Annotated in this window: 12 protein-coding genes; 11 read left to right on the top strand and 1 reads right to left on the bottom strand. The window is 43.0% G+C overall.

The window, feature by feature from the left end:
* Positions 1-301: 301 nt before the first annotated feature.
* Genes dnaK through thiD form a run of 7 tightly spaced genes read left to right on the top strand, consistent with a single transcriptional unit; the run spans position 302 to position 8870 of the window.
* Positions 302-2167 (top strand): molecular chaperone DnaK, encoded by a 1866-nt coding sequence (dnaK, locus tag IAE16_RS08900; protein ID WP_323700485.1) that lies wholly within the window; start codon positions 302-304, stop codon positions 2165-2167.
* A gap of 17 nt (positions 2168-2184) precedes the next feature.
* Positions 2185-3660 (top strand): L,D-transpeptidase family protein, encoded by a 1476-nt coding sequence (locus tag IAE16_RS08905; protein WP_323700486.1) that lies wholly within the window; start codon positions 2185-2187, stop codon positions 3658-3660.
* A complete protein-coding gene (gene mepK / locus IAE16_RS08910) occupies positions 3657-4202 on the top strand; it encodes a peptidoglycan L,D-endopeptidase MepK (RefSeq protein WP_323700487.1) in 546 nt (181 codons plus the stop codon). Before IAE16_RS08905 ends, mepK begins: the two co-directional genes overlap by 4 nt.
* Entirely contained in the window at positions 4202-4759 is a 558-nt protein-coding gene (gene thpR, locus IAE16_RS08915) for an RNA 2',3'-cyclic phosphodiesterase (protein ID WP_323700488.1), read from the top strand. The genes mepK and thpR overlap by 1 nt, the downstream gene beginning before the upstream one ends.
* Entirely contained in the window at positions 4752-5753 is a 1002-nt protein-coding gene (gene purM, locus IAE16_RS08920; RefSeq protein ID WP_323700489.1) for a phosphoribosylformylglycinamidine cyclo-ligase, read from the top strand. The genes thpR and purM overlap by 8 nt, the downstream gene beginning before the upstream one ends.
* A complete protein-coding gene (bamA, locus tag IAE16_RS08925; RefSeq protein WP_323700490.1) occupies positions 5737-8070 on the top strand; it encodes an outer membrane protein assembly factor BamA in 2334 nt (777 codons plus the stop codon). The genes purM and bamA overlap by 17 nt, the downstream gene beginning before the upstream one ends.
* Positions 8070-8870, top strand: a complete 801-nt coding sequence (gene thiD / locus IAE16_RS08930; RefSeq protein ID WP_323700491.1) for a bifunctional hydroxymethylpyrimidine kinase/phosphomethylpyrimidine kinase — start codon at positions 8070-8072, stop codon at positions 8868-8870. The genes bamA and thiD overlap by 1 nt, the downstream gene beginning before the upstream one ends.
* On the opposite strand, the gene acpS is transcribed toward thiD, so the two are convergent.
* Positions 8852-9205 carry a holo-ACP synthase gene (gene acpS / locus IAE16_RS08935; RefSeq protein WP_323700492.1) on the bottom strand — a complete coding sequence of 118 codons (354 nt, stop codon included), beginning with the start codon at positions 9203-9205 and terminating at the stop codon, positions 8852-8854. The genes thiD and acpS overlap by 19 nt on opposite strands.
* Before the next feature lie 15 nt (positions 9206-9220).
* Between acpS and ccsA the strand changes: the two genes are divergently transcribed.
* From ccsA to bioF, 4 genes are all read left to right on the top strand, one after another.
* Complete coding sequence (gene ccsA / locus IAE16_RS08940; RefSeq protein ID WP_323700493.1) at positions 9221-9979, top strand: cytochrome c biogenesis protein CcsA; 759 nt, start codon at positions 9221-9223, stop codon at positions 9977-9979.
* A complete protein-coding gene (locus IAE16_RS08945) occupies positions 9969-10484 on the top strand; it encodes a shikimate kinase (RefSeq protein WP_323700494.1) in 516 nt (171 codons plus the stop codon). Before ccsA ends, IAE16_RS08945 begins: the two co-directional genes overlap by 11 nt.
* Positions 10485-10546: 62 nt before the next feature.
* Positions 10547-11248, top strand: a complete 702-nt coding sequence (locus IAE16_RS08950) for a DsbC family protein (RefSeq protein ID WP_438617131.1) — start codon at positions 10547-10549, stop codon at positions 11246-11248.
* The gene (gene bioF / locus IAE16_RS08955) at positions 11249-12364 is read left to right on the top strand and encodes an 8-amino-7-oxononanoate synthase (RefSeq protein WP_323700496.1); all 1116 of its coding nucleotides are present in this window, start codon (positions 11249-11251) and stop codon (positions 12362-12364) included.
* Positions 12365-12374 lie beyond the last annotated feature (10 nt).

A 12374-nucleotide genomic window follows, 5' to 3' on the forward strand; every position in this document is an offset into this window, starting at 1 on the left:
AAAGGGAATAAGGTTTCTGGGATAGAAGTGTGGTCTACCTCCTTTTGGGTTTTCCTGATGCTTTTGTTCTTCTTGGAAGAGGGAAGGGGTCAATAAAGAGTTAAACTCTTCTGACCAGTTCTTTGTTGTAGTCTTTTTTTGTCTTTAATGTCTACTATTCTATCAGTAGTGTTCTTGGACAGAACATGTTCTTGTATTTTATTCCCTCCCTGGATAACTTCTAAAAACCTCACATAAAAAACTTGACAAGACTACGCTAAAGTTTTATATTAGATATCACACTCTAAAAAGGAGGTGCTTTATGGCGGAGAAGATAATAGGCATAGACCTTGGGACAACAAACTCTGTGGTGGCGGTTATAGTAGGTGATGAACCAGTGGTTATTGCCAATCAGGAGGGCTCAAGGCTTACGCCCTCTGTGGTCTCTTGGACAAAGGAAAAGGAGGTGCTTGTGGGAGAGCCTGCAAAAAGGCGTGCCATACTTGACCCAGAAAACACCGTATATGAGTCTAAAAGGTTCATAGGCAGGAAATACGAAGAAGTGCTCGATGAGGCAAAACGTGTTTCTTACAAGGTAGTGCCAGATGACAAGGGAGATGCCAGTTTTGAGATACCAAACCTAGGTAGGAAGGTCCGTCCAGAAGAAGTAGGAGCACAGGTGCTTAAAAAGTTAAAGGAAGCTGCAGAGGCATACCTTGGAGAAAAAATAACAAAGGCGGTCATAACAGTTCCTGCCTACTTTAACGAAAGGCAAAGACAAGCTACAAAGGATGCAGGTAAGATAGCAGGGCTTGAGGTGCTTAGAATTCTTAACGAGCCAACCGCTGCAGCACTTGCCTATGGACTTGATAAGAAAAGCGATGTGAGGATACTTGTTTACGACTTTGGTGGTGGAACCTTTGACGTTTCCATTCTTGAAGTTGGAGAAGGAGTAATAGAAGCTAAGGTTCCGGGCGGAGATCCACATCTTGGTGGTGCAAACATAGACGAAAGGATAATGGAATGGCTGATAGAGGAGTTCAAGAAAGAGACTGGTGTTGACCTAAGAAAAGATAGGACCGCTTTGCAAAGGCTAAAGGAAGCCAGCGAGCAGGCAAAGAAGGAGCTATCCTTTAAGTTAGAAACAGAGATAAATCTACCTTTTATAACCATAGACCCATCCACCAATCAACCTTTGCACCTACAGAAAAAGCTTACAAGAGCAAGACTTGAAGAGATGATAAAAGACCTCATAGACAGAACTATGGATATTGTTAAAAAAGCCCTTGAGGAGGCCAAACTAAGACCTCAGGATATTGACGATGTGGTGCTTGTGGGAGGTTCTACGAGGATACCTCTTGTTCAGCAAAGGATAAGGGAATTCTTTGGTAAAGAACCACACAAGGGTGTAAACCCAGACGAAGTGGTGGCAGTGGGTGCTGCCATACAGGCTGGTGTGCTTTCTGGAGAAGTCAAGGAAATACTCCTTGTGGACGTAACTCCTCTATCTCTTGGTGTGGAAACCTATGGTGGCGTTATGACGGTTCTTATACCCAGAAACACACCCATACCCTACAGGAAATGTGAAACCTTTACCACAGCCAGCGATTATCAAACAGAAGTAGAAATCCACGTGCTACAGGGCGAACGTCCAATGGCAAAAGACAACAAATCCCTGGGCAAGTTTTATCTCACTGGTATACCACCAGCACCCAGAGGCGTTCCAAAGATAGAGGTGTGTTTTGACATAGATGCGGATGGTATTCTCCATGTAACCGCAAAGGACTTAGGCACTGGCAAAGAGCAGTCCATAAGAGTTCAAGCATCTTCAGGTCTTACGCAGGAAGAGATAGAGAAGATGGTAAAGGATGCCCAGCTCCACGAAGAAGAAGACAGGAAAAAGAAGGAACTCGTGGAAGCCAAAAACCAACTTGACCAATATATTTACAACCTTGAAAAGACTCTAAAGGAAAACAAGGAAAAACTGCCCACGGATATGGTTTCAGAGATAGAAAGGACCATAGAAGAGGCAAGGAGGGTCTTTGAAAGCTCTCAAGATGTGCAAGAAGTAAGAAGGACTATTGAACGGGTGCTTGAGACCGCTGGTAAGATAGGAAGCTATATATATCAAGGACAAACCACACAAAAGGGTGAAGGTGGAGACGTTATAGAAGGAAAGCCTATGTGATATAATGTTGACCGCCCATGGCGGTCACTTTCTTTTTTCTCGTCCTTTTCTTCTCAGATGTTCTCTTAGCCTACGATAGAAAGCTAAAGTTTCAACAACTCTATAAACTTCTCAATGTCAACTGCATATGGTACTGTGAAGGTCAGCCAACGGAAAACCTACAGAAACTTCAAGAAATACTCTCCTCTGCTATCTATCATGGACTTGACCCAGAGAGCTATAAACTTCCAAACAGTGCCAACCCAGAGTTTGCTACCACAGATATGTTTATTAACCTTGCCCATCACCTCTACTATGGAAGGGTAAGACCTTCAGACATATACAAGGAATTGAACCTGCCCCATAAACCATATATAGTTCCTCAGGTGCTTACAACTCTCATAAGAGAAGGAAGGCTTGAGGATTTTTTCTCGGAACTTGCTCCCAAAAACAGGGATTATTGGTTTTTGGTGGAGCAGGCTAAGTTTTATAATGACTTGTCCGCTTTTGAGTGGAGACCTATAAGGATTGCAAAGCCTCTGCGTTATGGAGATAAAAGCCCATGTCTTGACGAGATAAGATTTAGGCTCTTTCTTTTGGGAGACCTGCAGGAGTATAATCCATCTGAAAGTTTTGATGATGCATTGCTCCAAGGGGTAAAAAATTTCCAGAGAAGACACGGTCTACCAGAAAATGGACTTATAGACCAAAAGACCCTCGCGGAGCTGAACGTAAGCCCAAAAGATAGGCTTAGACAAATATACCTAAACCTTGAAAAACACCGCTGGCTACCGGAGGACTTTAAGAGAGCGGTGGTGGTAAATGTGCCTTCCTTTGAGCTTTTCCTTATAGAAGGCTCTATAAAACTCCACTCAAAGGTAATAGTAGGCAGGAATTATATAAAAGACTTTAGACCCACACCCATGCTCTACAGTAGGATAGAAAGCATTACAATAAACCCAAAGTGGTATGTGCCTGTAAGCATATCAACCAAGGATATACTTCCAAAGGTAAAGAAAAACCCAGAGTATCTTGCAAGGAAAGGTTTTAGAGTATTCCTTGGAGAGGAAGAGATAGACCCACTGCAGGTGGACTGGAGTCAGTATAACGAAAGGAACTTTCCCTTTAGGCTTGTTCAAGAACCTGGAGGAAGGAACGCCCTTGGCGTTATAAAGTTTAACTTCCCTAACCCCTTTGCAGTTTACCTGCACGATACACCCGAAAGACATCTTTTCAACCACACTAAGAGAGCCTATAGCTCTGGATGTATAAGGGTGGAGAAGGCAAGACAGTTAGCTATAAGCCTATTGGGAGAGGGTTGGAACGACAGAAGGTTAGAAAATCTCATAAAAAGCGGACAAACTCAAACTCTAAGGGTCAACCCGCCAGTTCCTATATACATACTATACTTTACCGCCTTTGAAAGAAACGGCATGATTCATTTTAGAGAAGACCTGTATGGATATGATACAATTTTGTCTCGTGCACTCTTTAGGACTGGAGGTAGGAGATGACAAGGAGAGAGCTTTTAAAATCAATGGGATATATAGGATGCCTGCTTATGACAGGCTCTTTATCTTATGCTTCGGTCTTTGAGATTAAAGGTATCTCGGAGGGAGCAAGATACCTTGACCTTTACTCTTTGAACACTGGTGAAAGCCTCAGGAGCGCTTACTGGATAGACGGAGAGTATATAGAGAGCTCTCTTAGAGAGATAAACTGGCTCTTGAGAGACTACAGAAGCGGAGAGGTTGCTCAGATAGACGTAGGACTTCTTGACCTTCTTTATCTCATAACCAAGTTATCTGAAAGGGAAAGGGTGGAAGTAATATCTGGATATAGGTCTCCATCCACCAACGCTTACCTTAGCAGAGTAAGAAAAGGTGTAGCCAGGGATAGTTACCATACGCGTGGAAAGGCGATAGATATAAGGTTGCAAGGCATGAACCTAAGCCGGCTAAGAGACCTTGCGATTAGTTTAAGGGCTGGTGGGGTAGGATACTATCCAAGGTCTGGCTTCGTGCACCTTGATACTGGACCTTTTAGGTATTGGTAATGATAAGGGTTTTTGTGGGTTTTTTTACCACCAAGAAGATACAGGAATCGGTGGAGAAAATACGAACACAAAGCGAGAAATTCATCAAGGGAAAGTGGGTAGAACCACAGAACTTCCATATGACCTTTCAGTTTATAGGGGATTTGCAACAGGAAAGGCTTACGGATCTTTTGAAAACTCTTCAGGAAATAGCACAATCTAATAAACCCGTAAGGGTAAAGTATAGGGGTTTGGGAGTTTTCCCAAGCCCTGATAGAGCTCGGGTTCTTTGGATAGGTGTATCGGAGGGTCACAGACAGCTCATAGACCTTGCCAGAAACATAGTAAGAGCGAACAGGCAGGTGGGTATAAGAGACGAAGGTAAACCTTTTTACCCACACGTTACCATATGTAGAGTGAAGGAGTTTGATAAAAGAGCTCTAAAGGACCTTCTGCGTCAACATGAAAACACCATCTTTGGGGAAGACCTTGTTGACAGAGTGGCACTCATAAAAAGCTCTCTGACCTCTGTAGGGCCCATATACACTGTTATAGAGGAGTTTTATTTCCATGGGTGAGTGGACTTACAAAAGAGCTGGTGTAAGCATAGAGAGGGCGGAAGACTTTGTGGGATATATAAAGGAAAAGGTAAAAACTCTGCCACATCAAGCTCTACTCTTTGGCTCCTTTGCCAGTGGTGTAAAACTCAAGAGCTATAAGAACCCTGTCCTTATGCTTACAACCGACGGTGTGGGCACAAAGCTAAAAGTAGCTCAGGCGGTAGGTGTTCACAACACGGTAGGCATAGACCTCGTTGCTATGAATGTAAACGACCTTTTGACCACTGGTGCAAAGCCTATAGCTTTTCTTGACTATATAGCGACGGGCAAGATAGACCTTAAGGTTATGAGAGAGCTTATGGATGGTATAGTGGAGGGTTGCAGGCTTGCGGAAGTTGCCCTTGTGGGTGGAGAGACTGCAGAAATGCCAGACTTTTATCCAGAAGGTGTGTATGACCTTGCGGGTTTCTGTCTTGGAGTGTGTGAGGAGGAGGAGCTCATTACTGGAGAGGACATAAGACCCGAAGATGTTATAATAGGCTTTCCCTCAAGCGGATTTCATAGCAACGGATACAGCCTTATAAGAAAGGTGTTGGAAGACCGTGGCATAAGTTATCACGATAAATTTGAAGGTAGAAAGGTTTGGGAGGTGCTTTTAGAACCCACCAAGATATACCTCCAAGAAGTGCAAAGGCTAAGGTCTTCTCGCATAAAGATAAAGGGAATGGCTCATATAACAGGTGGTGGCATACCGGGAAATCTTGTTAGAATACTTCCAGAAGGTCTAAGGGCGGTTGTGGAAAAGGATAAAATTCCAAAAAACCCGGTTTTTGACTGGATAAGGGAGTTAGGGAAAATACAGGAGGAGGAGATGTTTAGAACCTTTAACATGGGCGTGGGTTTTATGGTGGTAGTTGGGAAAGAGGACGTGCCTTACGCTCTTAATACGGTGCCTTCTTCTTTTGTTTGCGGTTTTGTTGAGGAGGGTAGAAGATATGTGGATATTGCTTAAAATTGTACTTCCACTCTTTACATTGGTGAGCTTTTCCCTTGCACAGGTTGTGAGGGAAATAAGAGTAGAAGAAGCAAGGTATGTGCCAGAGGATGTTATACTCGGGCTTATAAACATAAGGCAGGGTAGTCTCTACAGCCCGGATATGGTTAGAGAAAGCATAAGACGCATGTATAGAACTGGCTTCTTTGATGAGGTGGAGGTTTATGAAGAGAGGGTGGGCGGAGATGTAGTTCTTGTGTACAGGGTAAAGGATTTGCCTGTCATATACAAAATAGAGTTTGTAGGCAACAGAAAGATAAAGTCTGATGAGCTGGAAAGAAAAATAGGCATAGAAACGGAGGTGGGCAAGATAGAACCAGAGGAGCTCATAAAGGGATTTACTTCAGCACCTGCGGTGGAGGAGAGGCTGGAAATACAGAGGAGGCTCAGGCTCGGAAGGGTGCTCACCCGTGAGGAGCTAGAGTTTATAAAGAGGAGGATAGTAGAAGCCTACATGAAGGAGGGCTATCCTAACGTCCAAGTTAGTTATGAACTTGTTCCAAAAAAGGGAGCATCGAAGGTTGTCTACAAAATAGTGGAAGGAGAGCCAGAGTATGTAAGGAGCATAAACTTCACTGGAAACAGAACCTTTAGTAGAGGTAAGCTGCTCGGACTCATGGAAACAAAACCAGTTAGCCTTCTCTCTCTCAGGCTAAAGCCACCCTTCAGCGAGGATGTGTTAAGAGAGGATGTAAGGAAGATAAGAGATTTTTACCGCTCCGAGGGCTTCCTTGAGGCGGAAGTGGATTATTCAATAAGGAAGGAAGGAGACAGATACGAGATAAACATAAAAATACAAGAAGGACCAAGATACAAACTATCTGACCTAAGGATAGAGGGCAATACGCTATACGCATACTCTGAGCTGGTGGAAGAACTGCTTAGGAAAAACAGAGGAGGCTACTACAGAAAAGAAGTTATAGACAGGATAAAGGAAAACATAAGGAGGAAATACTCAGAGATAGGTTTTCTTGGTGTCCTTGTGGAAGAAAAAGAAGCGGTGGATAGGGAAAACAAAAAGGTAAGTGTAAGTTTGAAAGTGGATGAGGGTGAGCCTGTCTACGTAAACAGGATAGAGGTCCAAGGCAACTACGAAACAAGGGACTATGTTATAAGAAGAGAGCTAAGATTCCAAGAGGGTGAGCTGGCAAACCAAAGAGAGATAAACCGTTCAAGGACAAGGATTTTTAACCTTGGATACTATCAAGATGTTTCTATAGACCCATTTCCAACCTTTGGTAATAACTGGGACTTTTCCGCAAGAGTAAGAGAGAGGTTCACGGGACAGTTTTCCATAGGTCTTGGCTACAATCAAGTAACTGGTGTTTCCGGCTTCGTCTCTTTGCGTAAGGGTAACTTCCTCGGAACAGGTGATATAGCAGGCATATCTATATCATACGGAAGCAAATACAGGGACAATTCTCTTTCTTATACAAGAAAATGGTTTCTCAACCAACCTATAGACCTTACTGGTTCTGTGTATGACAGAAGGATAGAGTACACCACTTATACAGTGGAAAGAACCGGTGTAGACTTTATATTCTCAAGGGAGTTTGCAGAGTTTTGGAGGGCAAGTGCAGGAATTAGCCTTCAAAGGGTTAGGTATAAGGATATCTCGCCTGATGCATCAGCCCTTATAAAAGAAGAGGCAGGAACGAGGCAGTCAAGAAAGTTTATCTTTGGTTTGACAAGGGACACGAGGGATAACTATCTATTCCCTTCAAGTGGCTCTCTCACAGAACTGGGTTATTCAGTGGCTGTGCCCGTGTTAGGTGGAAGCGAGAGGTTTAATAAGATAACTCTATCTCATCAAACCTTTTTCAAGGATAGTTGGTTAGACACTGGTCTTATACTGTCTCTCAAAGGCTCCTTTGGCTTTGTTGAACCCTACGGCGGTAAAAGAGTGCCATTGGATGAAAGGTTTTTCGTAGGAGGAGATTTTACGGTAAGAGGTTATAAGTACGGTTATGCGGGTCCTCTTGACCCTAACACACAAGACCCTATCGGTGCAAAAAGACAACTTATATTATCTGCGGAAGCAAACTACCCAATCTATAAAAACATACTATACGGTGCACTCTTTTACGACACTGGTCTTGGCTTTAACGATTGGAGTGAGCTAAAAACCCAGAATCTGAAGGGTGGCTTTGGTGTTGGTATAAGGTTTGTAACACCCATTGCTCCCATAAAGTTAGATTGGGCTTTTAAAACGAAAAAGGTGCCAGGTGATACGTCAAGGAGCAGAATACATTTTGTGTTAGGATTTTTCTTCTAATGGTGCCAAGGGCTTTAACCATAGCAGGCTCTGATAGCGGTGGCGGTGCTGGAATACAAGCAGACCTAAAGACCTTTACTGTGCTGGGCGTATATGGGATGAGTGCTATAACTTCCATAACCGTCCAAAACACGGTGGGAGTTTATGAAGTTGTGGACCTTCCACCAAGGGTGGTATATGAGCAAATAAGGGTTGTGGTAGAGGACATAGGCGTGGATGCCTGCAAAACTGGCATGCTCTCCAACGAAGATATAATAAGGGCAGTGGCAAAGGCTATAAAGGATACAAGGATTGAAAAGCTCGTGGTAGACCCTGTAATGAGGGCAAAGTCTGGAGACCCGCTTTTAAAACAATCCGCAAGAGAAACGCTTATAAGAGAAATCCTTCCTCTTGCACTTTTGGTAACTCCAAACATTCCAGAGGCTGAGGAGTTGTGTGGTTTTAAAATAAGAAACTTTGAGGATATGGAAAAGGCTTGCAAAAAGATACTTTCTTATGGTCCATCCGCAGTTGTGGTAAAGGGCGGACATATGGAGGGTGAGGAGTCTGTGGATGTGTTCTATGACGGTAAGGTCTTTGAATACTTAAAGGGAGAGTTTATAAACACAAAAAACACCCATGGCACTGGATGCACCTTCTCTTCTGCTATAACTTCCTATCTGGCAAAGGGATACAGTCTCATAGACTCTGTGCGTATGGCAAAGGAATATATTCAAAAAGCCATAGAGAATTCCCTACCCCTTGGCAAAGGACATGGACCTCTCAATCACATGTGGCCCTTCTACTCCTTTAAAACATAAGCAACCGCCACGGAGAATTCCCTTTCGTGAGACAGGGAAACAAAAACCTTTATATCTTCGTAGCCCTCTCTTAGTATTCTCACCCTTGCAGGCTTGCCCCTGTCACCATAGACTTCTATCTCCGAGAACTTGAGAAGCACACCGTAAACCTGATAAAAGGCTTTTAGTACCGCCTCTTTGCAAGCCCAACGTGCGGAGAGGCATTCATAGAAGGTCTGTTGACCCATACAGTATCCTAGCTCCTCTTCTGTGTATATGCGTTTAAGAAACCTCTCTCCAAACCTTTCAACTGCAGACTTTATCCTCTGATTGCTTACTATGTCTATGCCTACCATGATAAACTATCTTACATGTCCCTGCTTACTCTTAGCATAGTATTTTACTTTGTTGCCTTTGTATTTTCCCTGATTTCCTATTTCGTAGATAGGGTTAAGGAGTTTACTCGTCTTTTTCTCTCTTCCGCACTCATATTTTACGTGCTTCACATAAGCAGTCTGTCCTTCAAGGTTGGCAGTTTTCCCTTTGCGGACACTTATGGCTTTTATTCCCTCTTAGGAAACGTCATCTTAGGCATTCTCATACTCCTATCTTTCAAATACGAATATCTTTGGAAGTTTTCCGCCTTTTTTGCCATATTTGGAATACTTTCAACCCTTTTGGCTATGCCCGCAGAACCCTCACCCTATAGAAGTCCTCTGTATTCCCTTCATATAACCTCCGCCCTTGCTTCTTACACCTTTGCTTTCCTGGGAGGCTTTTCATCCATACTAAAACTTATCCTTGAAACAAGATTAAAACAAAAAAACATAGCAGGCTTTTTTATGCCTCTTAGCCTTCTCAGAGGAGCGGAAAGGCTTTCTATGAACCTAAGCTTTCTCTTCCTTACCCTTACCCTCATCTTTGGGAGCTTATGGAGCAGGAGCTTTTTTGGAAAACATTGGGTAAGCGACCCAAAGCTCATCTTTGTGCTATACCTGTGGACATACTATGCGGTGATTGTTCACCTCAATCTCCTCAAGAGGATAAAGCCCAAAACCCTTTCTTATGCCATTATGCTTGGAATGGTTTTTACCGTGCTTAATATAATCTTTGTTAGACATGAGCTGTAAGAAAATATTTCTCGTAGGTTTTATGTGTAGTGGAAAGAGCACAGTGGGTAGACTTCTTGCTGATATGTTAGGTTGGCAGTTTGTGGACATAGACAAGGAAGTTGAAAGGATAGAAAAGATGAGCATACCTGAGATATTTGAAACCAAAGGAGAAGACTATTTTAGAAGGCGTGAGTTAGAGGTTCTCATGGATTTGGTAAAAGATGAGGGGCTTGTAATAAGCACAGGAGGTGGATTGGGTAGCAACTCCAAGGCTATGGAGATAATGAAAACCTCAGGGCTTGTTGTTTGGCTAAGAGTGGATTTTGAAACCTTTTTGGAAAGATGTGGAAAAGACTCATCAAGACCTCTTTTGAGAAAGAGCAGAGAAGAACTCCATAAACTTTTTGAAAGCAGGTCCAAGATTTATGCCAAAGCACACCTTGAGCTTAACGGGACAATGGAGCCTTTCGTGCTTGTGAAGGAGATAACTTGTGCTTGCGAAAACTACCCTTTTGCTTTATAATGAACCCTAAAGGAGGTATTATGTTGAAAAAGGTAGGTTTCCTCTCAGCATTTATAGTTGCGATGTTTTCTATTAATGCTTGTGGACAAAGCTCGGCTAAGTGTCCTACAAAGGAGCAGGTCAAAACCTCTGTGAAAGACTTTATACCTCAAGACTTCAGCGTTGAATCCGTATCCCAAGTTCAAAACATAGATGGTCTTTGTGAAGTGGTTATCAAAGTTGGCACACAGCCTTTGGTTTTCTACATGGACAGCAAAGGCGAATACTTACTTGCAGGAAACTTAATAAGCGTAAAGGACAAAAAGAACATAACCAGAGACAGACAGCAAGAGTTTATGAAGGTCTCCGCAGACCAGCTTAAAGAGATAGAAAAGCATGTAAATGTAAGGCATGGAGAGGGTGACAGATACATATACTTTATAACAGACCCAGATTGCCCCTTCTGTAAAAGGAGCAACCCAATAGTAGAGGAGTGGGCAAAGAAAAATAATGTCCAGATAAGACTTATCTTCTTCCCCCTCCCCATACACCCAGAAGCCTTTGTTAAAGCAGTTTCAGTGATATGTGACAAAAAGGGCTTTAAGGAATATGCGGAAGGCTACATTTCTCAAAATCAATGTGAAGAGGGCAAAAAGGCGGTTGAGGCGAACCTTGAGCTGATGGAAAAGCTGGGCATAGGAGGGACGCCTACTTTTATAGGTATGAACGGAAGGATGCACTCAGGACTTCCAACGGAGGAAGACCTTAACAAGCTCATAAACTGAATGCAATGGATAGAAGAGGAGCTTGAAAGGCTCAGGTTTGAAAGTCTTTACAGACAAAGGAGCCTAAGAGAGGGTCTTTTAGACTTTTGCTCCAACGACTACCTTGCGATGAAAGACCACCCTGAGGTAATTGAGGAGAGTGTAAAGGTTCTTAGAAATTACGGTCTTGGGTCTGGGGCTTCCGCTCTGGTATCTGGATACACAAAGCACCACAGAGACCTTGAAGATAAACTATCTGAGTTTAAGTTAACACCTTGCTGTGTTCTTTTCGGCTCTGGCTATCTCGCTAACCTTGGCACTATACCTGTCCTTGTGGGGGAGGATGATTTAGTCCTAAGCGACCAGCTAAACCATGCAAGTATTATAGATGCTTGTAGGTTATCTAAATCTAAGGTGCTTGTCTACAGACATGGAGACTACCAACACTTAGAAGAGCTACTCAAAACCTTTAGAAACTACCACAGAAGATGTCTTATAGTTACGGATACGGTTTTTAGCATGGATGGTGACATTGCGGATATTAGAACCCTAAAAAGGTATGCGGAAGAATTTGACTGCATGCTCTATCTTGATGAAGCCCATGCAACGGGTGTCCTTGGACCTTCTGGAAAAGGTGGTCTTGAGGAGTTTGGAGAGAGTTGGGAGGATTATATAGTGGTTATGGGTACATTATCAAAGGCGATAGGTTCGTATGGTGCATTTGTATGTGGTTCTAAGGTTTTATGTGATTATCTGGTAAACAAGGCAAGAAGCTTGATATTTTCTACATCTCTTCCTCCGGCGGTATGTGCAGGTGCAAAAAAGGCTATAGAGATTATCCAGCGAGAAAGCTGGAGGGTAAGAAAGCTGAAAGAGAAAAGCGAGTTGATCTATAGCCGGCTTTCCACAATTGGGCTTGAGGTTCTCTTTCACCATACACCTATTCTGCCCATAATGGTTTACGAGGAAGCCAAAGCATTAGACTTGAGGGATAGACTTCTTAAGCAGGGAATACTTATTCAAGCTATAAGATATCCTACAGTTCCCATAGGCATGGCAAGGCTAAGACTTACCACAACCCTAAGATACACAGATGATTACCTTGAAAGACTCTTTAAGGCTTTTGAAAAGCTTTAACCCCCTCCCA

The organism is Hydrogenobacter sp. T-2, assembly GCF_033971325.1.
Classification (GTDB): Bacteria; Aquificota; Aquificia; order Aquificales; family Aquificaceae; genus Pampinifervens; species Pampinifervens diazotrophicum.